Raw genomic sequence first — 23962 nt, 5'->3', positions numbered from 1 at the left:
GTGCCTTTTGTCTATCGACCTGTGGTAGGTCAATAGATTTAGTTAAAAGCTTCGCCGGCAAGGCCGGCTCCTGCAGGTTTGGCAGGAGCCAGCCTTGCCGGCGAAGAGGCCCGATCAGACCTCCAGATAGTCCAGGATCCCCTCGGCGGCATTGCGCCCCTCGAAGATAGCCGTCACCACCAGGTCCGAACCGCGCACCATGTCGCCACCGGCAAACACCTTGGGGTTGCTGGTCTGGTGCTTGAAGCGGTTCTGCTCCGGCGCCACCACACGGCCCTGGCTGTCGGTCTGGATGCTGAACTGCTCGAACCACGGCGCAGGGCTGGGGCGGAAACCGAAGGCGATGACCACAGCGTCCGCCGGGATGATCTCTTCGGAACCCGGGATCGGCTCGGGGCTGCGACGGCCACGGGCATCCGGCTCGCCGAGACGGGTCTCGACCACCTTCACGCCCTCGACCTTGTCTTCACCCACGATCGCGATCGGCTGGCGGTTGTAGAGGAACTTCACGCCCTCCTCCTTGGCGTTCTTCACCTCCTTGCGCGAGCCGGGCATGTTCGCCTCGTCACGCCGGTAGGCACAGGTCACGGCCTTGGCGCCCTGGCGGATGGAGGTACGGTTGCAGTCCATCGCGGTGTCGCCACCGCCCAGCACCACGACCTTCTTGTCCTTCATGTCGACGAAGTCTTGCGGGGACTTTTCAAAGCCCAGGTTGCGGTTGACGTTGGCGATCAGAAAATCCAGCGCGTCGTGCACACCCGGCAGGTCTTCGCCAGGGAAGCCACCCTTCATGTAGGTGTAGGTGCCCATGCCCATGAACACCGCATCGAATTCCTCGAGCAACTGGTCCATGGTGACGTCCTTGCCCACCTCGGTGTTCAGGCGGAACTCGATGCCCATGCCGGTGAAGACTTCGCGGCGGTTGCTGAGCACGGTCTTTTCCAGCTTGAACTCGGGGATGCCGAAAGTCAGCAGGCCGCCGATCTCGGGGTTCTTGTCGAACACCACCGGGGTTACCCCGCCGCGCACCAGCACGTCGGCACAACCCAGGCCCGCCGGGCCGGCACCGATCACCGCGACGCGCTTGCCGGTGGGCACCACCTTGGACATGTCCGGGCGCCAGCCCATGGCGAAGGCGGTGTCGGTGATGTACTTCTCCACCGAGCCGATGGTCACCGCGCCGAAGCCGTCGTTGAGAGTACAGGCACCCTCGCACAAGCGGTCCTGCGGGCACACCCGGCCGCACACTTCGGGCAGGGTGTTGGTCTGGTGCGACAGCTCCGCAGCAGCGAGGATGTTGCCCTCCGACACCAGCTTGAGCCAGTTGGGAATGAAGTTGTGCACCGGGCACTTCCATTCGCAGTACGGGTTGCCACAGCCCAGGCAGCGGTGGGCCTGTTCGGCCGACTGCTGGGGTTTGAAGGGCTCGTAGATTTCCACGAACTCTTTCTTGCGTTGACGCAACAGTTTCTTCTTCGGATCCTTGCGCCCGACCTCGATGAACTGGAAGTCATTACTCAGACGTTCAGCCATGTTCAAAACCTCATCAAACTCTTCAGGCGCATATCACTGCGGGTTGGCACGGGTGCTGGACAGCAGGTTCTTCAGGTTGGCCGCCTTCGGCTTGACCAGCCAGAAGCGACGCACGTAGTCATCCAGGTTTTCCCAGAGCTCACGACCCCATTCGCTGTTGGTTTCTTCGACGTATTCACCCAGCACGCGCTGCAGGTGGCTGCGATAAGCCTCCATCGCCTCGCCGCTGATACGCTGGATCTCCACCAGTTCGTGGTTGACCTTGTCGACGAAGCTGTTGTCCTGGTCGAGCACGTAGGCAAAACCACCGGTCATCCCGGAACCGAAGTTGTAACCGGTCTTGCCCAATACGCAGACAAAGCCCCCGGTCATGTATTCACAGCAGTGATCGCCCGTGCCCTCGACGATGGCGTGGGCACCGGAGTTGCGCACCGCGAAGCGCTCACCCGCGGTACCGGCGGCGAACAGCTTGCCGCCCGTGGCGCCGTACAGACAGGTGTTGCCGACGATGGCGCTGTGCTGGGTTTCGAACGGGCTGCCCGCTGGCGGCACGATCACCAGTTTGCCGCCGGTCATGCCCTTGCCGACATAGTCGTTGGCATCACCTTCGAGGTACATGTTCAGGCCACCGGCGTTCCACACCCCGAAGCTCTGCCCGGCAGTGCCCTTGAAGCGGAAGGTCAGCGGCGCCTTGGCCATGCCCTGGTTGCCGTGCAGGCGGGCAATTTCACCGGAGATCCGCGCGCCAATGGAGCGGTCGCAGTTGCAGATATCCAGCTCGAACTCGCCGCCGGCCAGGTCACGGATCGCCGGCAGGGCCATCTGCACCATCTTCTCGGCCAGCACGCCCTTGTCGAACGGCGGGTTGCGGTCCACTTCGCAGAACTGCGGCTTGTCGGCCGGAACGTGCGGGCTGCCCAGCAACGGGCTGAGGTCCAGGTGCTTCTGCTTCTCGGTTTCACCGGGGAGCATTTCCAGCAGGTCGGTACGCCCGATCAGCTCGCCCAGGCTGCACACGCCCAGCCTGGCCAGCCATTCACGGGTTTCCTCGGCCACGTAGGTGAAGAAGTTGACCACCATGTCGACGGTGCCGATGTAGTGGTCCTTGCGCAGTTTTTCGTTCTGCGTGGCCACGCCGGTGGCGCAGTTGTTCAGGTGGCAGATGCGCAGGTACTTGCAGCCCAGGGCGATCATCGGTGCGGTGCCGAAGCCGAAGCTCTCGGCGCCGAGGATCGCGGCCTTGACCACGTCCAGGCCGGTTTTCAGGCCGCCATCGGTCTGTACCCGCACCTTGCCGCGCAGGTCGTTGCCACGCAGGGTCTGGTGGGTTTCGGCCAGGCCCAGTTCCCACGGTGCACCGGCGTACTTGATGGAGGTCAGCGGCGAGGCGCCGGTACCACCGTCGTAGCCGGAGATGGTGATCAGGTCGGCATAGGCTTTGGCCACGCCGGCGGCGATGGTGCCTACCCCGGCTTCGGCCACCAGCTTGACCGAGACCAGCGCCTGCGGGTTGACCTGCTTCAGGTCGAAGATCAGCTGCGAGAGGTCTTCGATCGAGTAGATGTCATGGTGCGGCGGTGGCGAGATCAGGGTCACGCCCGGCACCGCATAGCGCAGCCTGGCGATCAGGCCGTTGACCTTGCCGCCCGGCAGTTGGCCGCCCTCGCCCGGCTTGGCGCCCTGGGCCACCTTGATCTGCAGCACTTCGGCATTGACCAGGTATTCGGGGGTGACGCCGAAGCGGCCGGTGGCCACCTGCTTGATCTTGGAACTGCGGATGGTGCCGTAGCGGGCCGGGTCTTCGCCGCCCTCGCCGGAGTTGGAGCGCGCGCCCAGGCGGTTCATCGCCTCGGCCAGGGCTTCGTGGGCCTCAGGCGACAGCGCGCCCAGGGAAATACCCGCCGAGTCGAAGCGCTTGAGGATGGCCTCCAGCGGCTCGACTTCGCTCAGGTCCAGCGGCTGCTCCAGGGTTTTCACCTTGAGCAGGTCGCGGATCATCGACACCGGACGCTTGTCGACCAGTGCGGTGTATTCCTTGAACTTGGCGTAGTCGCCCTGCTGCACGGCAGCTTGCAGGGTATTGACCACGTCCGGGTTGTAGGCGTGGTATTCGCCACCGTGCACGAACTTGAGCAGGCCGCCCTGCTGGATCGGCTTGCGCGGGCTCCAGGCTTCGGCGGCCAGCAGCTTCTGCTCGTTCTCGATGTCGACGAAGCGCGCGCCCTTGAGGCGGCTGGCCACGCCACGGAAGCTGAGGTTGACCACTTCCTCGGACAGGCCCACGGCTTCGAACAGCTGCGCGCCCCGGTAGGAACCGATGGTCGAGATGCCCATCTTGGAGAGGATCTTGAGCAGCCCCTTGGAGATGCCCTTGCGGTAGTACTTGAACACTTCGTCCAGGTCACCGAGCACTTCGCCGGTGCGGATCAGGTCGGCCAGCACTTCGTAGGCAAGATACGGGTACACCGCCGAGGCGCCGAACCCGATCAGCACCGCGTAGTGGTGTGGATCGCGGGCGGTGGCGGTCTCGACCAGGATGTTGCTGTCGCAGCGCAGGCCCAGTTCGGTCAGGCGATGGTGCACGGCGCCCACGGCCAGCGACGCATGCACCGGCAGCTTGCCGGGTGCGATATGACGGTCGCTCAGCACCAGCTGGGTCTTGCCGCTGCGCACGGCTTCTTCGGCCTGTTCGGTGATGTTGCGCACGGCCGCTTCCAGGCCGATGCTTTCCTCGTAGTTGAGGTCGATCACCTGGCGTTCGAAGCCCGGGCGGTCGAGGTTCATCAGCGAGCGCCACTTGGCCGGCGAAATCACCGGCGAGCTGAGAATCACCCGCGAGGCGTGCTCGGGGGACTCCTGGAAGATGTTGCGCTCGGCACCCAGGCAGATCTCCAGCGACATCACGATGGCTTCGCGCAGCGGGTCGATCGGCGGGTTGGTGACCTGCGCGAACTGCTGGCGGAAGTAGTCGTAGGTGGAACGCACGCGTTGCGACAGGATCGCCATCGGCGTGTCGTCGCCCATCGAGCCCACGGCTTCCTGGCCCTGCTCACCCAAGGGGCGCAGCACCTGGTCACGCTCCTCGAAGGTGACCTGGAACATCTTCATGTACTGCTTGAGCTGGTCGCCGTCGTAGCTGGCCACGCCCTGGTCGTCGCTCAGGTCGGCCTGGATGCGCAGGGCATTCTGGCGCAACCAGCGCTTGTACGGGTGGCGCGACTTGAGGCGGTTGTCGATCGCATCGGTGTCGAGGATCTGGCCGGTCTCGGTGTCGACCGCGAAGATCTGCCCCGGGCCCACGCGGCCCTTGGCGATGACGTCTTCGGGCTTGTAGTCCCACACGCCGATTTCCGACGCCAGGGTGATATAGCCGTTCTTGGTGGTGACCCAGCGCGCCGGGCGCAGGCCGTTGCGGTCGAGCAGGCACACGGCATGGCGGCCTTCGGTGAGCACGATGCCCGCCGGGCCGTCCCAGGCTTCCATGTGCATGGAGTTGTATTCATAGAACGCGCGCAGGTCGGGGTCCATGGTCTCGACGTTCTGCCAGGCCGGCGGTACCAGCATGCGCACGCCACGGAACAGGTCGATGCCACCGGTGACCATCAGCTCGAGCATGTTGTCCATCGACGAGGAGTCGGAGCCCACGCGGTTGACCAGCGGGCCGAGCTCTTCCAGATCCGGGATCAGGTCGTTGGCGAACTTGGTACGCCGCGCCTGGGCCCAGTTGCGGTTGCCGGTGATGGTATTGATCTCGCCGTTGTGGGCGAGGAAGCGAAATGGCTGGGCCAGCGGCCATTTGGGCAGGGTATTGGTGGAGAAGCGCTGGTGGAACACGCAGATCGCCGTCTGCAGGCGCTCGTCGCTCAGGTCCGGATAGAAGGCGGTGAGGTCCGCCGGCATCATCAGGCCTTTGTAGATGATGGTCTTGTGCGAAAAGCTGCAGATGTAGTGTTCGGCATCGGCGGCGTTGGCCACCGACGAGCGACGCCGGGCGCTGAACAGCTTGATCGCGAACTCCTGATCGCTCAGGCCTTCGCCACCGACGAACACCTGCTCGATCTGCGGCAGGCGCTCCAGCGCCAGGCGACCGAGCACGCTGGTGTCGATCGGCACCTTGCGCCAGCCCACCAGGCTCAGGCCGGCAGCGAGGATCTCGCGGTTCATGTTGTCGCGTGCGGCTTCGGCCTTGGCGGTGTCCTGGTTGAAGAACACCATGCCGACCGCGTACTGGCGGGGCAGCTCGCTGCCGAACTGTTCCAGGGCCACGGCCCGCAGGAACCGATCGGGCTTCTGCATCAGCAGCCCGCAGCCGTCGCCGGTCTTGCCGTCGGCGTTGATCCCACCACGGTGGGTCATGCAGGTCAGGGCCTGGATAGCCGTTTGCAAAAGGTGGTGGCTGGGTTCGCCCGTCATATGGGCGATCAGGCCGAAACCACAGTTATCCTTGAATTCTTCGGGATGGTACAGACCTGTTTTCATAGACACTTTCTCACCAGGTTCGCCTCTCACCAAGGCAAATCTCTTTTTAATACAACCACTTACCATCCACGCCGAACGAACGTCAGCTTTGCGGGGGCAATACGGATGCCATTGTTGCACAGCGACAGTGAAGCCCACAAATTTACTGACGCATCAGTGAAAATCCATGTCGCATTTTTGAATGTTTTTATACAAGAATCCGTGGTAACGGAATTGCTTGAGTCTGAAGCGTTTCAGCCTGGACTGCAACACGGGCTTGTGGCCGGCAGTCTGGGACAGAAAAGCCTGCCGCGTGTTACGCAGCAGGCTAGACCGGGGTTCAGGAGTCGCTCAGCAGGTGGCGGGGGTAGTGCCACCCGACCATGTATCAGCGGGTCGCAGCCAGTTCTTGTTGGACGCTGGCAACGGTACGAGGCCAAGGTTTACCAGCCTGGACCTTGGCTGGCAAGGTTTTGATTGCAGCGACGGCTGCATCGCGGCTGGAGAAGTTGCCGTAGGTGATCACGTACAGGGGTTTGCCCTGCAGGGTTTTCTTGAAGTAGCGATAGTCGCCACCCTCGGCCTTGACGAACGCCTGGGCCGATGCCTCGGAACTGGTGCCCAGGATCTGCACCACGTAGTTGCCTGGCGCCTGGCCGCTGTACCAGCTACCGCCCGCAGCGGGCTTGGCAGCTGGTTTTTCCGCAGGCTTGGGTGCCGGCTTGGCCGTGGCCACCTGCACGGGCGCAGGGGCGGGCTTGGCGGCAGGTGCAACCGGCTTGCTGGCCACTGGCGCGGCAGGCTGCTGCGCCGGTACAACCGGCTGGGCCATCGTAGGCGCCGGGCCTGCAGTGACACCGGCGGGCGGTGCAGTGGTGGTAACGGTAGGCGGCTGCAGTGCAGTGTCGCCAGCCGGGCCGGATTCCTCGCCATCACCCATGCCGGCCGCCTCGGCCAGCGGGCCGCGCATCACCGGCTGGGACTGGCCCACCAGTGGCAGCGGCATCGGCTGCGAAGAACCGGCGAACTCGATGGCCGGGCCACCGTTGTTCGACTGGGCATTGCCCGGCTTGCCCTGGCCCAGGGGCAGTTGCGCCTGCTCGGCAGGCGCAGTGGCCGGCGCCTGGTCGCCCTTCTTGGGCATCAGCACGGCTGCCGCCACGGCAACCACTACCACGGCAGACAACGCCAGCACGTGTTTCTTCGGCATATTGAACCCCATTGATGGTCGCTTCACCGGCGAGCGGGTGGCGAGCATGGCTTCGATCATGGTATCGCGGGCCACCTGGTTGATTGCTCCAGGCCAGCCGTCCGAGTTTTCGTGAATCTCGGCGATCTGCTCGCTGGTGAACACCTCGATACCGCGCCCGGCACCTTCCAGACGCTGCTCCAGGTATTCCCGGGTTTCGTCCTCGGTGTAGGGCTGCAACTCGATGACGTGGAAACGCTCCTGCTCGGCATTGAGTTCATCCAGGGCTGCGATCAGTGACGGCTCGCCGAACAGGAACACGTGCGGGCGACCTTCCGGTGTGCCCGCCGCCAGTTCCAGCAAGGCTTGGAGTGCCGACTCGCCAAGTTGTTCCGCATCGTCCACCAGCAAGTAGACTTCCTGACCGGTCAGCGCCAGCTGCACGATCTGGGCGAGGATCTCGGTGACTTGCGCCTTGGCCACGTTCAGCGACTGCGCTACCTGGGCCAGCAGGCCGGCTGCATCGCCGGCGCCACGCGCCGAAACCACCACGCTGAGCACCGACTGCTTGTTGGTGCTGGCCACCAGGGCCTGGCGCAGCAGGGTCTTGCCGCTGCCCAGAGGGCCTGTGACCACCAGCAGCAACTGGCTGTAGCGGGCCAGGTGATGCAACTGGCCCAGCACCGGCTTGCGCTGGGCAGGGAAGAACTTGAAGCCAGGCACCCGCGCAGCGAAGGGGTCATGGTTCAACTGGTAATGGCCGAGAAAGGCCTCGTCGGCATGCAAACTAGTCATCGAACTCTCGTCAACCTCAAAGCTGGGCCACGATTGCGCGGTAATCCGCCGCCAGCGTGGCCTGAAGAATCTCTTGCGGATAGTCGTCGGTCACCACGGCTTCGCCCATATGGCGCAGCAGGACCAGGCGCAGACGACCGTCGAGCACCTTTTTATCGACCGCCATGTGTTCCATGAAGTGGGCCGGGGTCATTTCGGCCGGAGGCACCACCGGCAGGCCGGCGCGCTGGAACAGGCGAATGCCGCGGTCGCGCTGCGCCTGGCTGATCCAGCCCAGGCGCATGGACATTTCCAGGGCCATTACCGTGCCAGCCGCCACGGCTTCACCGTGCAGCCACACACCATAGCCCATGTGGGTTTCGATGGCGTGGCCAAAGGTGTGACCGAGATTGAGCGTGGCACGCACGCCCGACTCGCGCTCGTCAGCCCCCACCACGGCCGCCTTGGCCTCGCAGGAGCGCTGGATGGCGCGGGTCAGTGCAGCCTGGTCGAGCGCACGCAGCGCATCGACATTGTCTTCGAGCCAGCCCAGAAACGGCTCGTCGCAGATCAGGCCGTACTTGATCACCTCGGCCAGACCCGCCGACAGCTCGCGCGGCGGCAGGCTCTTGAGGCTGGCGGTATCGATCAGCACCGCGTTGGGCTGATAGAAGGCACCGACCATGTTCTTGCCCAGCGGGTGGTTGATGCCGGTCTTGCCGCCCACCGACGAGTCCACCTGGGACAGCAGCGTGGTGGGCACCTGGATGAAGTCCACGCCGCGCTGGTAGCAGGCGGCGGCAAAGCCGGCCATGTCGCCGATCACCCCGCCGCCCAGGGCGATCACGGTGGTGCGACGGTCGTGGCGCGCCGTCAGCAGGGCGTCGAAGATCAGTTGCAGGGTTTTCCAGTTCTTGAAGGCCTCGCCGTCGGGCAGCACCACCGGCAGTACCGAATAAGCCCCCAGGCTGTGGGTGAGGCGTTGCAGGTAAAGGGGCGCGACAGTCTCGTTGGATACGATGGCGACCTGCTTGCCGGCAATGTGCGGCGCCAGCAGTTCAGGCTGATCCAGCAGGCCTTCGCCGATGTAGATCGGGTAGCTGCGTTCGCCCAGTTCGACCTTAAGTGTCTGCATGTGTCCCCACAAAGAACAAAGGCGCGGCATCGAAGAACCGACCCGCGCAATAACGAAGTGCCCTGCCAGGGCATGACTGGCCGCCGAGGATAGTCAAGCCTTAACGGGGCGGCAACTTCTGCAAGCGCTCCAGAATATCCAGAACCACCATGCGCGGCGGCCGCTCGTCGGTTTCCACCACCAGGTCGGCGATTTCCCGATAAAGCGGGTCGCGCAACTCGAGCAAGGCGCGCAGCGTGGCCTCCGGGTTGGCTGTGCGCAGCAGCGGCCGGTTGCGGTCACGGGCGGTACGCCCCACCTGCTGCTCCACCGAGGCGTGCAGGTAGATCACGCGCCCCCCGGCATGCAGCGCCGCACGGTTGGCATCGCGCATCACCGCGCCGCCGCCGGTGGCCAGCACCACGCCGTCGGCCTCGCACAGCTCGGCGATCATCGCCTGCTCGCGATCACGAAAGCCGGGCTCGCCTTCCTTGTCGAAGATCCACGGGATGTTGGCGCCCGTGCGCAGCTCAATTTCCTTGTCGGAATCCTTGAACGGCAGGCGCAGCTCTTTGGCCAGCAAGCGACCGATGGTGCTCTTACCGGCACCCATCGGCCCTACAAGTATCAAATTTCGCACAGAATCAACGACTCACAGCAATCGCCCGGTCACTCATGATACGCGGAGTCAGGAAGACCAGCAGCTCGGATTTTTTCTCTTGGATGACAGCGCGACGAAACAGCCGCCCAACATACGGCACATCGCCGAAAAATGGCACCTTGTCGACAACATTACTTTGCACGGTGGCATACACCCCGCCGATCACGATGGTCTCGCCATCCCCCACCTGAACCTTGGCATTCACCTCGTTCTTGCGGATCGGCGGCACGCTGTTGAGGGCATTGAGGTAGTCCGGCTCGTCCTTGGTGACCTTGACCGTCATGATCACCCGGTTGTCGGCCGTGATCTGCGGGGTCACCTCCAGCGACAGCGAGGCCTCGCGAAAGGTGGTGGACGTGGTGCCGTTGGCACCCGATTCCTGATACGGCACCTCGGTACCCTTTAGGATGCGCGCGGTTTCCTTGTCGGCGGTGACCACCTTGGGCTGGGAGATGATTTCGCCATTGCCGGTCTTTTCCATCGCGCTGAGCTCCAGGTCGAGCAGCACACTGTCGCGCACCAACCCCAGGCCGATACCCGAGGTGGCCCGTTCCACCCCCAGGTCGACGAACGGCAGCCCGTCGGCGGCCAACCCGCCTGCGCGCAGGCCGCCGCCCAGTTGCACCGCCCCGCCCCAGCGCACCCCCAGGCTTTTTTCGTAATCGACATTGGCCTCGACGATGCGCGCCTCGATCATCACCTGGCGAACCGGTACATCGAGCTGCGCGAGCAGCCGCCGCAGGTCGGCCAGGCGTGCCGACGGCTGGCTGGCAATGATGGTATTGGTGCGTTCGTCGACCGTGATCGCGCCGGGGTCGTCGTCCTCGACCATGGCCTGGAACAGCTGCACGATATCCCCGGCCCGCGCATGGCTGACCGTGAGCAGTTCGCGCACCAGCGTGGGCGGGGCCTGCGCCGCACGGGCCTGGGTATCGTGCCCGGCCAGTTCGGCCAAAGGCGCCACCAGCAGCACGTTGCCCTCCTGACGCCGACCCAGGCCCTTGCTGCGCAGCACCAGGTCCAGTGCCTGTTCCCAGGGCACCTCGTGCAGGCGCAGGGTCACCTTGCCCTGTACTGCATCACTGGCCACCAGGTTGACCCCGGTGAAGTCGGCCAGCACCTTGAGCACCGAACGCACCTCGACATCCTGGAAACTCAACGACAGCGGCTCGCCGCCATACCCTGCCCCCTCGGCCCCAAGGCCTGCACCTGCTACCGGCAGCGCCACCATCAGTACCGCACACAGGCTGAACATCCTGTTCATCCACGACCTCCCTGGTCAGTTGACGACGTGTCGAGCCACCCCATTGGCTTCGATCACCTGCGAGCGCTCCACCCAGCCGGCGCCCTCGACCCATACCTGCTCCTCGAGCTCGACCTGCTGCGCATCGATGCGCACCACCCGCCCCTTGTCCGGCCCCAGCCGGTCACCTTCGCGCAACGGGTACAGCGCCCCCGCAACACGGATCAACGCCACCCCGCCGCGGCGGTCGGCCAGGTGCCCGACCAGTTCCATCTGTTCCAGCGGCACGTGTTCCAGCGCAAATTCGAGCGCTGCGGGCGGCGGCGCGGCAAAGGGATCGCGCGCCTCCGCCAGCACCGGCTGCGCCACGGGGTCGACCGGCAGGCCGGACGCATAGGCCTTGAGGTGCATCTGCAGACGCAGCTGCCCACGCCCCGCCAGCGGCGCCAGGTGAAGGTCATGCAGGGTCACGCGTTCAGGCAGTGTGGCCAGGGCGTCGACAAAACCGGCCAGCGCGGCGAAGTCGCCCACCACCTGCAGGTGCACCGGCATTTCGGCATGCAGGGCCTGCGGGTGCGCCGGCAACACTTTCACCTGCTCGAACACCAGGCCCCGCCCGGCCCGGGCGACAGCCTGCAGCAGGCCGGGCATGCCGCCCGCTGGCAGCAGCCGGGCCTGGGCCTCCCGCAGGCGTTGCTCCAGGCCGAGCAAGCGGGCCTGCTGCTCGTCCAGCCGGGCGACCTGGTCTGCCTGCGCCTGCCAGGCCTGCTGCAACTCGGCTCCACGCGCCAGCGCCCGCTCAAGCGAAGCGTTCGCCCCGCGCAGGTGCAGCCCATAACCGCTACCGAGCGCCAGCAGCAGGCAAGCCGCCAGCAACAGCGCCTTGTACCGCCGAGGCCACGCTGCCATCAGGTACCAGTCGAGAGCCGGGCTCATGGCTGCACCTGCGCACGGAGGTGGAACACCTCGCCGGCGGCGGTGGCCTTGATCTCCTGCAACTGCACCTCGCCCAGGCCAGGGGCCTGATCCAGATTGCGCAGCAGTTGAGTGACCGACGCCCGCCCCTGTGCCACCCCCTCCAGGCGCAGCGCGCTGCCCTCGAGCGCCAGTGCAGTCAGTTGCAACCCTTGTGGCACCCGCGTGGCCAGCGGTGCAAGCACCTGACCACCTGGGGACGCGGCGCGCAGCACGGCATCCAGCCCCTGGATGCGCTCCTGCAGCGCATCGCCCCGGGCGGTCAGGTCGGCCAGTTCTGCCAGCGGGCCCTCAAGCCGGGCGATGGCATCGCGCAGGGCCGCATTGGCCTGCCCCTGCTGCGCCAGGCGATAGACGCCATGCCGGTCCAGCAGCACCACGATGGCGACCCCCAGCAGCAGAGCCACCAGCATCAACCCCTGCAACTGCCGCACACTGCGCTGGCGTTGCCAGGCCCGCCACGGCAGCAGGTTGATATCGCGCCTCACGGGGCACGCCTCAACGCCAGCCCATAGGCCAGCGCCAGCGCGGGTTCGGCGGCATCGAACACCGTGGTTTCGATACCCAGCCGACGCTGCACTTCCAGCGCCTGGGCCGAATCGGCAGCCGCCCCGGTCACCACCAGCCGCGCCGGTGCAGGGCCCTCCAGGGCCTGCAACCAGCGTTCGATGCAGGCAGCCAACGCCTGCGGCACATCGGCCGCTGCACCCGCGTCGGCACGCCATGCCTGGTGCTGTGCATGCAGCGCCCAGTGCCCTGGCTCGACCCGCACCACGGCGACCGCGTCATCGTCCGCCCCGACCGCGCGCAACAACGCCAGGCTGTCGGTCTCGACCACCCGCGCACGCAGGCCTGCCAGCTCCAGTGCCGCCTCCAGCCCATCGAGCCAGCCCTGATGACAGGCATACACCCCCACCGCCTCGTAGCACGGGTCGTGCGCCACCGAGCCGCGGCACTCGAAATCGAAGGCCGCCTCGTCCAGGGCAAAGGGTATGAAAGGCTCGGCCTCATGGCACAGGCGGGCAAACAGGGCATCCTCTGCCAGCCCCGCCGGCACCTGCACGGTCTTGCTCAGCACGGCCGTGGCCGGAATCGCCAGCGCCGCCTCGCGCAAGGTGGCACCGCTGCGGGCCAGGGCATCGCCCAGCACCTGCGCCAGCTGTGCCGGGTCGGCCACCCGGCCGTCCTGCAGCACGCCCGCCGCCAGCGTCTGCACGGCCTGCGCACGCACCTCGAAGGCCCCTGCCACCTGCCGCAGCTGCAGCAATCGCACCGCGCAACATGAAATATCGATACCCAGCAGTGAACCGGCATCCTTGCCGAAACGTCCAAACATTGGCTTTCCCTGGCATCCGCCTGCTTCGACCGGCCCCCAGACAGGGCACCGGTCAGCCCGTGCACCGCGCAACCCACGCGGCACAGTGAAAATTGCTTATAATGCCCAGCGTTTTTTCTCGTCGATCAGCCCTGCGCTCAATCCATATTTCAAACTGGACACCCCAAAGCCTTGATACGCCTGCTGAAGTTCTTCTGGTGGTCTTTCGTCGCAGTCATCTGTGCCGTCGTGCTCGGTCTGAGCGGCGCGTTTCTGTATCTTAGCCCCAGCCTGCCCTCGGTAGAGGCCCTGAGAAGCATCCAGTTGCAGATCCCTTTGCGGGTATACAGCAGCGATGGAAAGCTGATTGCCGAGTTCGGCGAGATGCGGCGTTCTCCCATCCGTTTCGCCGACATTCCCCCGCATTTCATCCAGGCTTTGCTGTCCGCCGAAGACGACAACTTCGCCAATCACTATGGGGTCGACCCCAGCAGCCTGATGCGCGCTGCAACACAATTGCTCAAGTCCGGGCACATCCAGACCGGCGGCAGCACCATCACCATGCAGGTGGCGAAGAACTTCTTCCTCAGCAGCGAACGCAGCTTCTCGCGCAAGACCAACGAGATCCTGCTGGCCCTGCAGATCGAGCGCGAGCTGACCAAGGACGAGATCCTCGAGCTGTACGTGAACAAGATCTACCTGGGCAACCGTGCCTACGGCATCGAAGCCGCAGCGCAGGTGTACTACGGCAAGTCGATCCGTGACGTGAGCCTGGCGCAGATGGCGATGATCGCCGGCCTGCCCAAGGCACCGTCGCGCTTCAACCCGCTGGCCAACCCGACGCGCGCCAAGGAACGCCGCGACTGGATCCTGGGGCGCATGTACAAGCTGGGCAAGATCGACGAAGCCAGCTACCAGGCTGCCCTGGCCGAACCGATCAACGCCAGCTACCACGTGCCGACGCCCGAGGTGAATGCCCCGTACATCGCCGAGATGGCCCGCGCCGAGATGGTCGGCCGCTACGGCAGCGACGCCTACACCGAAGGTTTCCGCGTGACCACCACGGTGCCGAGCGACCTGCAGGAAATGGCCAACAGCGCCGTGCTCGATGGCCTCAGCGCCTACGACCACCGCCACGGCTACCGCGGCCCCGAGTCGCGCCTGCCGGGCAAGACCCAGGCCGCCTGGCTGCAGGAACTGACCAAGCTGCGCCCACTGGGCGGGCTGGAACCGGCCATCGTCACCCAGGTCGACAAGACCGGCCTGCAGGTGCTGACCAAGTCGGGCCAGACCGAGACCGTGGCCTGGGACACCATGAAATGGGCCCGCCCATTCCTCAACACCAACAGCCAGGGCCGCGCCCCGCAGCAGCCGGGCGATGTGGCCCAGGTCGGCGACGTGATCCGCGTGCAACGCACCGGCGAAGGCGAACTGAAGTTCAGCCAGGTGCCTGGCGCCCAGAGCGCACTGGTGACCCTGGACCCGAACAACGGCGCCATCCGCGCTCTGGTGGGCGGCTTCTCGTTCGAGCAGAGCAACTACAACCGCGCCATGCAGGCCAAGCGCCAGCCGGGCTCGAGCTTCAAGCCGTTCGTCTACAGCGCGGCGCTGGACAACGGCTACACCGCCGCCAGCCTGGTCAACGACGCCCCTATCGTGTTCGTCGACGAGTACCTGGACAAGGTGTGGCGACCCAAGAACGACACCAACACCTTCCTTGGCCCGATCCGCATGCGCGAGGCGCTGTACAAGTCGCGCAACCTGGTATCGATCCGCCTGCTGCAGGCCATGGGCGTGGACAAGACCATCGACTACATCGCCCGTTTCGGCTTCAACAAGCAGGACCTGCCGCGCAACCTGTCGCTGGCGCTGGGCACCGCGACCCTCACGCCGATGGAGATCGCCACCGGCTGGAGCGCGTTTGCCAACGGCGGCTACAAGATCACCCCGTACCTGATCGACCGCATCGAAAGCCGCAATGGCGAGACGCTGTTCACCGCCAACCCGCCCAGCGTGCCTCGGGGGCATCAGGACGAGGCCGGGATTGGCGCCGCCGAAACGCCGATCGTCACCGATGCGGCACTGGGCGCCGACGTGAGTGCGGTGGCGCCGCAGGTGCCGGCGGTGGCCGAGCAGATCATCGACGGACGTACCAGCTACATCCTCACCAGCATGCTGCAGGACGTGATCAAGCGTGGCACCGGGCGACGTGCCCTGGCGCTGGGGCGCACCGACCTGGCGGGCAAGACCGGTACCACCAACGAGTCCAAGGATGCGTGGTTCTCCGGCTACAACGCCGACTACGTGACCACCGTATGGAGCGGCTTCGACCAGCCCGAGACCCTGGGCCGTCGCGAGTATGGCGGTACCGTGGCGCTGCCGATCTGGATGAGCTTCATGGGCGCCGCGCTCAAGGACAAGCCGATGCACACGCTGCCGCAGCCTGAAGGCATCCTCAGCCTGCGGGTGGACCCGGTGAGCGGCCGTGCGGCCACGCCGAGCACGCCTGATGCGTACTTCGAGCTGTTCAAGGCCGAAGACACCCCGCCGTCGGTCAACGAGCTGGGTGGCAGTGCGCCAGGCAGCCCGCTGCCGGCGGACGAGTCGGCGCCGATCGATCTGTTCTGATGGGGTAACCCGGGGGCTGCCCTGCAGCCCATTCGCCAGCACAATTACCAGCCCCAAACAAAAAGCCCCGACTCTCGCGAGCCGGGGCTTTTTGCTACAACGCTACAACGGCTCAGCCGTTGAACACGTCATCCACGCTCTTGAGCGGGTAGTTCTTCGGATACGGCAGGGTCGCCACACCGCTTTCGATCGCAGCCTTGGCCACGGCATCGGAAACCACGGTGATCAGGCGTGCGTCCATCGGCTTCGGAATGATGTACTCACGACCGAATTCCAGCGCGTCGACGCCGTAGGCAGCGCAGACTTCCTTGGGCACCGGCAGCTTGGCCAGGTCCTTCAGGGCGTTGGCGGCAGCGATCTTCATCTCTTCGTTGATGCGCTTGGCGCGAACGTCCAGGGCCCCACGGAAGATGAACGGGAAGCCCAGCACGTTGTTGACCTGGTTCGGGTAGTCGGAACGACCGGTGGCCATGATCACGTCGCTGCGGGTGGCGTGGGCCAGCTCCGGCGAGATTTCCGGGTCCGGGTTCGAGCAGGCGAACACGATCGGGTTCGGTGCCATCGACTTGAGGCCTTCAGGGCTCAGCAGGTTCGGACCGGACAGGCCGACGAACACGTCAGCGCCTTCCAGGGCATCGGCCAGGCTGCGCTTGTCGGTAGCGTGGGCGAACACCGCCTTGTACTGATTCAGGTCGTCACGGCCAGCGTGGATCACGCCGGTACGGTCGACCATGAAGATGTTTTCGATCTTCGCGCCCATGCTCACCAGCAGCTTCATGCAGGAGATGGCCGCAGCACCGGCGCCCAGGCAGACGATCTTGGCATCGGCGAGGGTCTTGCCCGCGATTTCCAGGGCGTTGATCATGCCGGCCGCGGTCACGATCGCGGTGCCGTGCTGGTCATCGTGGAACACCGGGATGTCGCACTGCTCGATCAGCGCGCGCTCGATCTCGAAGCACTCGGGTGCCTTGATGTCTTCCAGGTTGATGCCGCCGAAGGTGATCGAGATGCGCTTGACGGTGTCGATGAAGGCCTGCGGGCTTTCGGCATCGACTTCGATGTCGAACACGTCGATACCGGCGAAACGCTTGAACAGAACACCCTTGCCTTCCATCACCGGCTTGGACGCCAGTGGGCCCAGGTTGCCCAGGCCGAGAATGGCGGTGCCGTCGGAAATGACTGCTACCAGGTTGCCCTTGCCGGTGTACTGGTAGGCCAGCTCCGGGTCACGGGCGATTTCACGTACTGGCTCGGCAACACCCGGGCTGTAGGCCAGCGCCAGGTCGCGAGCAGTCGCGGTCGGTTTGGTGAGCTCTACGCTCAGTTTCCCCGGACGAGGCTGAGCATGGTATTCGAGAGCGGCAGTTTTCAAATCTGACATGATGGGCATTCCGCTTTTACTGTTCTGACGGACCGCCGAGGATACGCAAAGAGCAATGGGCCGACAAGACTGCCCGGTCACTTGTGTCAAGGCCTTTAGCCTACGACTTTAAGCCAAGAGCCGCAGCCCGCAAGGCTTTCAGTGTGTACAATCCATTTTTAAAATGTTCACAATTTATTATCTTTATTGTCTTTCCAGCATCGTCGGGTCGGTGAGTGGCAGCATCCAGCGCGCCTGACCCGGCCTGAGCCCGCCCTTGCGGGAACGATCCAGCACCCAACCGCGGGCTTCGACGCGTCGGCCTTCGAGGCCGTCGGTGAAATCAGGCGCAAAGTTGCGCGACAACCTGGCCGGCACCTGAAGCACCAGCGAATGGCCCAACTCGATCCAGATGGCGCCACCGCTGCGCTCGACCGACTGAACCTGGCCAGCGACCAGCGCAAAGCCGGCCTGGCGCAGGTGCCCCGGCGCGATCACCGGCGGCTGGCCCCACAGCCCCGCGCGGGCGCTGCGGGCGGCCTGTTCAGCCTGTTGATGGCAGTCGCGCAGGGCGGTGTTGGGCGCTACCGCGATGCGATAACCCAGACCCTCGCCCAGCAGTTGTTCTTCCAGATTGTGACCAGAGCGGTCGAACACATGGGCCAGGGTGCGCTTGTATTTGTCGCGCGGCTCTTTACCCGGCAGCAGCTCGACCCGCCCGCCACTGGCCTTGACCAGGGCCTGCAAACGCTGGCGCGCGGCCACCGCATAGGGCTCGCTGGGCCGCCCCTTGCGCCCGATCTCGGGAGCATTGATGCCGATCAGGCGCACATTGCGCCCATCCTTCAGACGCAAGGTATCGCCGTCGATCACCTGGCGTACCGCAACGCTCTGCACCCCGCCCTGGAGGTCGGCCGGCAGCGTACACAGCGCCTGCGCCGGCAACTGCCAGATCGCGGCCACAAAAAAGGCGCCCACCAGGGACGCCTTCTTCAACAGCATTGCCAAGCCCATGGGGCCAGCTTCGCGCCGTCTTACTTCTTGGCACCGAACATGCCGAAACGGTCGGCGAACTTCTGTACGCGGCCGCCGGTGTCCAGCACTTTCTGCTTACCGGTGTAGAACGGGTGGCACTCGTTGCAGACGTCGGTGGCCAGTGGGGCGCACAGGGTCGAACGGGTCTGGAACACATTGCCGCAGCTGCAGGTGACTGCGACTGCTTCATAATTCGGATGAATTTCTGGTTTCATGGTCACTTCCTCGACTGCGTGCCGCCACCCAACACCATTGTTGAATACCGCACGTAATTAGGCGGCGAATAATACCAGAGCATGCCATCAGCGCAAGTTGTCGCTTGTACCGACTGTCGTCTGCTAGGCTCGGCGGCTACCGAATTGCCCTTCAGAGACCCTGCGCGTGTCCGACGTCATCCTTCGCCTTGCCTTGCCCTCGCCCCTGCGGCGGTTGTTCGACTACAGGGCCCCGGCAAGCATGGCGCACACCGCATTCACCCCCGGCATGCGCCTGCGCGTGCCGTTCGGGCGCCGCGAGATGATCGGCATCCTGGTGGAGGTGTGCGAGCACAGCGAGGTGCCCGCCGACAAACTCAAGCCTGCCATCGCCCTGCTTGACCCGGTATCGCCGATACCGCCAGCCCTGTTCAAGCTGTGCGTGTGGACCGCGCAGTACTATCAGCACAGCCTGGGCGACACCCTGAGCTGGGCGCTGCCGGTGCTGCTGCGCCAGGGCGAGCCGGCCGAAGCGCACCAGGAACGCTTCTGGCAGGTGGCCCCGGGGGCGCGCCACGACGACCCGCGCATCGCCCGCGCACCGCGCCAGCGCGATGCCCTGGCCACCCTGGCGCAGCATCCGCACGGCGTGGCCCACGGCCTGCTGAGCAAGCTCAAACTGAGCAAGGACAGCCTCGACCTGCTGCTGGCCAAGGAGCTGGTGCAGGTGGAGGTACGCCGGCATGCCCCGCCGGCGCGCCACGAACACTGGCTGGCACAGCCCGAACTGCCGCTCAACGATGAGCAGAAGGCGGCGTTTCATGCGGTGCAGGCAGGGTTCGGCAGCTTCCATGCCTTTCTGTTGGCCGGGGTCACCGGCAGCGGCAAGACCGAGGTCTACCTGCAACTGATCCGCGAAACCCTGGAGGCCGGCAAGCAGGCGCTGATCCTGATTCCGGAGATCAACCTCGGGCCGCAGACCCTGGCGCGCTTCGAGCAGCGCTTCAATGCGCGCATTGCCCTGCTGCATTCGGCAGTCAACGACCGCGAACGCCTCAAAGCCTGGCTGTCGGCCCGTGATGGCGAGGCCGACATCATCATCGGCACCCGCTCGGCGCTGTTCACGCCCATGAAGAACCCGGGCCTGATCATCATCGACGAGGAGCACGACGGCTCCTACAAGCAGCAGGAAGGCCTGCGCTATCACGCCCGCGACCTGGCCCTGGTGCGCGCGCACCAGGAGCACATCCCGATCCTGCTGGGCTCGGCCACGCCATCGCTGGAAAGCCTGCACAACGCCTACTCCGGCCGTTACGGCCTGCTGCGCATGAACCACCGCGCCGGCGGCGCCAAGGCGCCGCGCTTCCTGCGCCTGGACGTCAAGAGCCGGCCGCTGGACAGCGGCATCAGCGGGCCGATGCAACAGGCCATCGGCCAGACCCTGGCCGCCGGCCAGCAGGTGCTGGTGTTCCTCAACCGTCGCGGCTTTGCCCCCACGCTGCTGTGCCACGACTGCGGCTGGCTGTCGGAATGCCCGCGCTGCGATGCGCGCATGACCGTGCATCAGCGCTCCGGCGAACTGCGCTGCCACCACTGCGGCTATGACGAGCGCGTACCGCGCCAGTGCCCGCAGTGCAACCATGTGGACCTGCGCCCGGTAGGTGCAGGCACCGAGCGCGCCGAAGAGCGCCTGAGCATCCTGTTTCCGGATGTACCGGTACTGCGCGTGGACCGCGACAGCACCTCGCGCAAGGACGCGATGAACCAGCTGTTCGCCACAGTGCAGCGCGGCGAGCCGTGCATCCTGGTCGGCACCCAGATGCTGGCCAAGGGGCACCACTTTCCGCGGGTCACCCTGGTGGCGATCCTGGATGCCGATGGCGGGCTGTTCTCCGGGGATTTTCGCGCCAGCGAGCGCATGGCCCAACTGATCGTGCAGGTGGCAGGGCGTGCCGGGCGTGCAGAGGAGCCAGGCAAAGTGATCATCCAGACGCACCTGGCCGACCATCCTCTATTGGTACAGCTTACCGAGCAGGGCTATTTCGCGTTTGCCGAACAGGCCCTGAGCGAGCGCCGCGCCGCCGGCCTGCCGCCCTTCGCGCACCTGGCGCTGCTGCGCGCCGAGGCGCACAAGCCGGGGCAGGCCGAGAGCTTTCTCGACGAGGCCTGCAGCGCCGCCGAGCAGTTGCTGGCAGAGCACGACCTGCACGGCATCGAGCTGCTGGGCCCGGTGCCGGCGCCGATGGAGCGACGGGCGGGACGTTTTCGTGCGCAATTGTTGTTGCAGGCCAATGCAAGGGCATCCTTGCATCGTCTGATGAGCGCCTGGCTGTTAGTGTTGGAGCAGATGCCGAGCGGGCGACAGGTGCGCTGGTCGCTGGATGTGGACCCGGTCGACCTGTACTGACCGCTTCGCCGGCAACGCCGGCTCCTACAGGTTTGATGAGCCCTGGCCCTCTGCAGAGCCTGCATTGTCGGCCAAAGGGCCCTAAAGGTTGGCAACCTCGCCCCGGCAACGGATAATACCCAGTTTTTCCACCTGCGCATCCAGGCGCCGCCGCGCTTGCGGTCGAAAGAGAAGCCCATGAAAGACACCATTCGCCAGCTGATCCAGCAAGCCCTCACCCAACTCGTCAACGACGGTGTGCTGCCTGACGGGCTGACGCCGGCGATCCAGGTGGAAAACGCCCGGGACAAGACCCACGGCGATTTCGCCAGCAACATCGCGATGATGCTGGCCAAGCCCGCCGGCCTCAAGCCGCGCGACCTGGCCGAGAAACTCATCGCCGCCCTGCCCGCCGACCCGCAGGTCAGCAAGGTGGAGATCGCAGGCCCGGGCTTCCTCAACTTCTTCCAGAACACCCAGGCCCTGGCCTCGCGCCTGGATGCCGCACTGGCCGACGCCAGGCTCGGCGTGCACAAGGCCGGCGCCACGCAGAAGGTCGTGATCGACATGTCGGCGCCCAACCTGGCCAAGGAAATGCACGTCGGCCACCTGCGCTCGACCATCATCGGCGACGCCGTGGCCCGTGTGCTGGAGTTTCTCGGTGACGATGTGGTACGCCAGAACCACGTGGGCGACTGGGGCACCCAGTTCGGCATGCTGATGGCGTACCTGGAAGAGAACCCGATCACCAGCGAAGAGCTGTCGGACCTGGAGAACTTCTACCGCGCCGCCAAGAAGCGGTTCGACGAGTCCAGCGAGTTCGCCGACCGCGCCCGTGGCCTGGTGGTCAAGCTGCAGGCCGGCGACCCCGAGTGCCTGAAGCTGTGGACCCGCTTCAAGGACATCTCGCTGTCGCACTGCCAGAAGACCTACGAGCTGCTCAACGTCAAGCTGACCATGGCCGACGTGATGGGCGAAAGCGCCTACAACGACGACCTGGCCAATGTGGTCGAGGACCTCAAGGCCAAGGGCATGCTGGTGGAAAGCAACGGCGCCCAGTGCGTGTTCCTCGACGAGTTCAAGAACGCCGAGGGCGAGCCGCTGCCGGTGATCATCGTCAAGGCCGACGGCGGCTACCTGTACGCCACCACCGACCTGGCCGCCGTGCGCTACCGCAGCGGCGTGCTCAAGGCCGACCGCGCCCTGTACTTCGTCGACCAGCGCCAGGCCCTGCACTTCCAGCAGGTGTTCGCGGTGGCCCGCAAGGCCGGCTTCGTGACCCACCCGATGGACATGGAGCACATGGGCTTCGGCACCATGAACGGCGCCGACGGCCGCCCGTTCAAGACCCGCGACGGCGGCACCGTGAAGCTGATCGACCTGCTCAACGAAGCCAAGGAGCGTGCCTACGCCCTGGTCAAGGAGAAGAACCCGCAGCTGCCTGAAGAAGAACTGCGCGCCATCGCCAAGGTGGTGGGCATCGGCGCGGTCAAGTACGCCGACCTGTCCAAGCACCGTACCAGCGACTACAGCTTCAACTTCGAGCTGATGCTCAACTTCGAAGGCAACACCGCGCCGTACCTGCTGTACGCCTACACCCGCGTGGCCGGCGTGTTCCGCAAGCTGGGCAAGGGCTTCGACCAGGTCGAAGGCGAGATCCGCTTGCAGGCCCCGCAGGAACAGGACCTGGCCGCGCGCCTGGCGCAGTTCGGCGAAATCCTGAACAACGTCGCCGAAAAAGGCACCCCGCACGTACTGTGCAGCTACCTCTACGACGTGGCCGGCCTGTTCTCCAGCTTCTACGAGAGCTGCCCGATCCTCGCCGCAGAAACACCCGAACAGCAGCAGAGCCGCCTGCGCCTGGCCGCCCTGACCGGTCGCACCCTCAAGCAGGGCCTGGAACTGCTTGGCCTGGAAACCCTGGAGCGCATGTAAGTTGGCTGCCAAGAAAAAACCTGCTCCCAAGCGCGGCGCCAGCCGCTATCAGGCCCCGGCCAAGCAACCGATACCGGGCTGGATGTGGCTGGCCATCGGCCTCACGGTCGGTGCGTTCATCGTGTTCCTGATGAAACTCGAGCCCAGCCGCGACGAGGTCAAGCGCACCAAGCCTGAAGCCCAGCAGAAGGCCGAGAAGATCGCCGAGGCGAACAAGACCGCGCCGAGCCCGCAGCAGCCGGTCAAGCCCAAGTACGACTTCTACACACTGCTGCCCGAGTCGGAAGTGATCGTGCCGCCCGAAGCCGTGCCGGAGAAAACCCCGCCGGTACCGGCGCAGCCACCGGTGACCCCGGCCGAGGCGGCCAAGATCGACACCGCCCGCGCCCAGGCCGCGCTGCTGGGGCAGACCCCGCCACCGGCACCGCCGGTGATCAAGCCGGCCGCTACCACGCAGTTCTACCTGCAGGCGGGCTCGTTCCGCAAAGAGGCCGATGCCGACAAGGTGCGTGCGCAGATCATCCTGCTCGGCCAGGCGGTGAAGGTGGAGTCCGGTACGGTGAAGGAAGAGACCTGGTACCGCGTGCTGGTCGGCCCGTTCAGCAATCGCGAACAGCTGACCGTGGCGCAGAAGCAACTGGCCGGCAGCGGCTTCAACAACCTGCTGCTGCAACAGCGCCAGATACGCCAGTAACCCCGATGTTCGGCGGCCCGCAGCAGCGGGCCGCCTGCTTTCAGGCCCGCGCCTGCACGTTCTTGAGCGATACCTGGGTGTTCAGCGTCCAGAAGTCGTACAGCACCCCCAGCAGAAACAGCCCGCCGGTAAAGGCATAGATCACGCCGCTGATCCACTTGCCCTGGTACATGCGGTGCACGCCGAATATCCCCAGGAAGGTCAGCAGGATCCAGGCCAGGCTGTAGTCCAGCGGGCCGGCGTGGAAGCGAAGGTCGGCCTCGCTGTCCATCTTCGGGATCAGGAACAGGTCGATCAGCCAGCCGATACCGAGCAGGCCCAGGGTGCAGAACCAGATGGTGCCGGTCACCGGCCTGCCGTAGTAGAAACGGTGCGACCCGGTAAAACCGAAGATCCACAGCAAGTAGCCGAGGACCTTGCTGTGGGTGTCCTGGGGCTGCGCCTGTTGCTGATAACTGTTCATTCATA

General features: G+C 65.3%; 17 protein-coding genes. 4 read left to right on the top strand and 13 right to left on the bottom strand.

All coding sequences use genetic code 11. The annotated features are described in order from the left end of the window. Positions 1 to 114: 114 nt before the first annotated feature. The 9 genes from DN388_RS18155 to pilM all read right to left on the bottom strand — a co-directional run bounded on the left by DN388_RS18155 (position 115) and on the right by pilM (position 13283). Positions 115 to 1533 (bottom strand): FAD-dependent oxidoreductase, encoded by a 1419-nt coding sequence (locus DN388_RS18155; RefSeq protein WP_043859935.1) that lies wholly within the window; start codon positions 1531 to 1533, stop codon positions 115 to 117. Between the two features lie 33 nt (positions 1534 to 1566). Further along, complete coding sequence (gene gltB / locus DN388_RS18150) at positions 1567 to 6012, bottom strand: glutamate synthase large subunit (protein ID WP_255001476.1); 4446 nt, start codon at positions 6010 to 6012, stop codon at positions 1567 to 1569. Between the two features lie 367 nt (positions 6013 to 6379). Continuing rightward, positions 6380 to 7975, bottom strand: coding sequence for an AAA family ATPase (locus DN388_RS18145; protein ID WP_043859937.1), 1596 nt, complete (start codon positions 7973 to 7975; stop codon positions 6380 to 6382). 16 nt (positions 7976 to 7991) lie between these two features. Next, positions 7992 to 9089 (bottom strand): 3-dehydroquinate synthase, encoded by a 1098-nt coding sequence (gene aroB, locus DN388_RS18140; RefSeq protein ID WP_255001475.1) that lies wholly within the window; start codon positions 9087 to 9089, stop codon positions 7992 to 7994. Positions 9090 to 9189: 100 nt separating this feature from the next. Further along, positions 9190 to 9708 carry a shikimate kinase AroK gene (aroK, locus tag DN388_RS18135; protein WP_043859939.1) on the bottom strand — a complete coding sequence of 173 codons (519 nt, stop codon included), beginning with the start codon at positions 9706 to 9708 and terminating at the stop codon, positions 9190 to 9192. A gap of 4 nt (positions 9709 to 9712) precedes the next feature. Next, positions 9713 to 10960: a type IV pilus secretin PilQ gene (locus tag DN388_RS18130; RefSeq protein ID WP_235593729.1), complete on the bottom strand. Its 1248-nt coding sequence runs from the start codon at positions 10958 to 10960 to the stop codon at positions 9713 to 9715. Between the two features lie 48 nt (positions 10961 to 11008). Continuing rightward, positions 11009 to 11908 carry a pilus assembly protein PilP gene (locus DN388_RS25370; RefSeq protein WP_303627150.1) on the bottom strand — a complete coding sequence of 300 codons (900 nt, stop codon included), beginning with the start codon at positions 11906 to 11908 and terminating at the stop codon, positions 11009 to 11011. Next, positions 11905 to 12435 (bottom strand): PilN domain-containing protein, encoded by a 531-nt coding sequence (locus tag DN388_RS18115; RefSeq protein WP_255001474.1) that lies wholly within the window; start codon positions 12433 to 12435, stop codon positions 11905 to 11907. Before DN388_RS18115 ends, DN388_RS25370 begins: the two co-directional genes overlap by 4 nt. After that, a complete protein-coding gene (pilM, locus tag DN388_RS18110; protein ID WP_088514652.1) occupies positions 12432 to 13283 on the bottom strand; it encodes a type IV pilus biogenesis protein PilM in 852 nt (283 codons plus the stop codon). Before pilM ends, DN388_RS18115 begins: the two co-directional genes overlap by 4 nt. A 174-nt stretch (positions 13284 to 13457) precedes the next feature. Here pilM and DN388_RS18105 point away from each other — a divergent pair, with 174 nt between their 5' ends. Further along, positions 13458 to 15890 (top strand): penicillin-binding protein 1A, encoded by a 2433-nt coding sequence (locus tag DN388_RS18105; protein ID WP_173925097.1) that lies wholly within the window; start codon positions 13458 to 13460, stop codon positions 15888 to 15890. Positions 15891 to 16002: 112 nt separating this feature from the next. Here the strand turns inward: DN388_RS18105 and DN388_RS18100 are convergent, their stop codons facing one another. From DN388_RS18100 to rpmE, 3 genes are all read right to left on the bottom strand, one after another. Next, complete coding sequence (locus DN388_RS18100) at positions 16003 to 17271, bottom strand: malic enzyme-like NAD(P)-binding protein (RefSeq protein WP_043860148.1); 1269 nt, start codon at positions 17269 to 17271, stop codon at positions 16003 to 16005. A 183-nt stretch (positions 17272 to 17454) separates the two neighbouring features. After that, positions 17455 to 18252 (bottom strand): thermonuclease family protein, encoded by a 798-nt coding sequence (locus DN388_RS18095; RefSeq protein WP_255001472.1) that lies wholly within the window; start codon positions 18250 to 18252, stop codon positions 17455 to 17457. 32 nt (positions 18253 to 18284) lie between these two features. Continuing rightward, complete coding sequence (rpmE, locus tag DN388_RS18090) at positions 18285 to 18500, bottom strand: 50S ribosomal protein L31 (protein WP_043860144.1); 216 nt, start codon at positions 18498 to 18500, stop codon at positions 18285 to 18287. Positions 18501 to 18666: 166 nt separating this feature from the next. Here rpmE and DN388_RS18085 point away from each other — a divergent pair, with 166 nt between their 5' ends. From DN388_RS18085 to DN388_RS18075, 3 genes are all read left to right on the top strand, one after another. Then, positions 18667 to 20886, top strand: a complete 2220-nt coding sequence (locus DN388_RS18085) for a primosomal protein N' (RefSeq protein WP_058541787.1) — start codon at positions 18667 to 18669, stop codon at positions 20884 to 20886. 177 nt (positions 20887 to 21063) lie between these two features. Beyond that, complete coding sequence (gene argS / locus DN388_RS18080) at positions 21064 to 22800, top strand: arginine--tRNA ligase (protein ID WP_255001469.1); 1737 nt, start codon at positions 21064 to 21066, stop codon at positions 22798 to 22800. Between the two features lies 1 nt (position 22801). Continuing rightward, positions 22802 to 23494 (top strand): SPOR domain-containing protein, encoded by a 693-nt coding sequence (locus DN388_RS18075; protein WP_043860141.1) that lies wholly within the window; start codon positions 22802 to 22804, stop codon positions 23492 to 23494. A 40-nt stretch (positions 23495 to 23534) separates the two neighbouring features. Here DN388_RS18075 and DN388_RS18070 read toward each other — a convergent pair whose 3' ends face one another. Further along, positions 23535 to 23957: a TM2 domain-containing protein gene (locus tag DN388_RS18070; RefSeq protein ID WP_043860140.1), complete on the bottom strand. Its 423-nt coding sequence runs from the start codon at positions 23955 to 23957 to the stop codon at positions 23535 to 23537. Between the last annotated feature and the right edge of the window lie 5 nt (positions 23958 to 23962).

It is taken from the genome of Pseudomonas sp. S12(2018) (assembly GCF_024355235.1).
Classification (GTDB): domain Bacteria; phylum Pseudomonadota; class Gammaproteobacteria; order Pseudomonadales; family Pseudomonadaceae; genus Aquipseudomonas; species Aquipseudomonas palmensis.
This window is presented reverse-complemented; position numbering and strand designations above follow the sequence as displayed.

What these genes read in the sequence shown, in the direction of transcription:
- DN388_RS18155 (WP_043859935.1), bottom strand. Translation starts at nt 1,533, where the DNA reads ATGGCTGAACGTCTGAGTAATGACTTCCAGTTCATCGAGGTCGGGCGC.
- gltB (WP_255001476.1), bottom strand. Translation starts at nt 6,012, where the DNA reads ATGAAAACAGGTCTGTACCATCCCGAAGAATTCAAGGATAACTGTGGT.
- DN388_RS18145 (WP_043859937.1), bottom strand. Translation starts at nt 7,975, where the DNA reads ATGACTAGTTTGCATGCCGACGAGGCCTTTCTCGGCCATTACCAGTTG.
- aroB (WP_255001475.1), bottom strand. Translation starts at nt 9,089, where the DNA reads ATGCAGACACTTAAGGTCGAACTGGGCGAACGCAGCTACCCGATCTAC.
- DN388_RS18130 (WP_235593729.1), bottom strand. Translation starts at nt 10,960, where the DNA reads ATGGTGGCGCTGCCGGTAGCAGGTGCAGGCCTTGGGGCCGAGGGGGCA.
- DN388_RS25370 (WP_303627150.1), bottom strand. Translation starts at nt 11,908, where the DNA reads ATGAGCCCGGCTCTCGACTGGTACCTGATGGCAGCGTGGCCTCGGCGG.
- pilM (WP_088514652.1), bottom strand. Translation starts at nt 13,283, where the DNA reads ATGTTTGGACGTTTCGGCAAGGATGCCGGTTCACTGCTGGGTATCGAT.
- DN388_RS18100 (WP_043860148.1), bottom strand. Translation starts at nt 17,271, where the DNA reads ATGTCAGATTTGAAAACTGCCGCTCTCGAATACCATGCTCAGCCTCGT.
- DN388_RS18095 (WP_255001472.1), bottom strand. Translation starts at nt 18,252, where the DNA reads ATGCTGTTGAAGAAGGCGTCCCTGGTGGGCGCCTTTTTTGTGGCCGCG.
- rpmE (WP_043860144.1), bottom strand. Translation starts at nt 18,500, where the DNA reads ATGAAACCAGAAATTCATCCGAATTATGAAGCAGTCGCAGTCACCTGC.
- argS (WP_255001469.1), top strand. Translation starts at nt 21,064, where the DNA reads ATGAAAGACACCATTCGCCAGCTGATCCAGCAAGCCCTCACCCAACTC.
- DN388_RS18070 (WP_043860140.1), bottom strand. Translation starts at nt 23,957, where the DNA reads ATGAACAGTTATCAGCAACAGGCGCAGCCCCAGGACACCCACAGCAAG.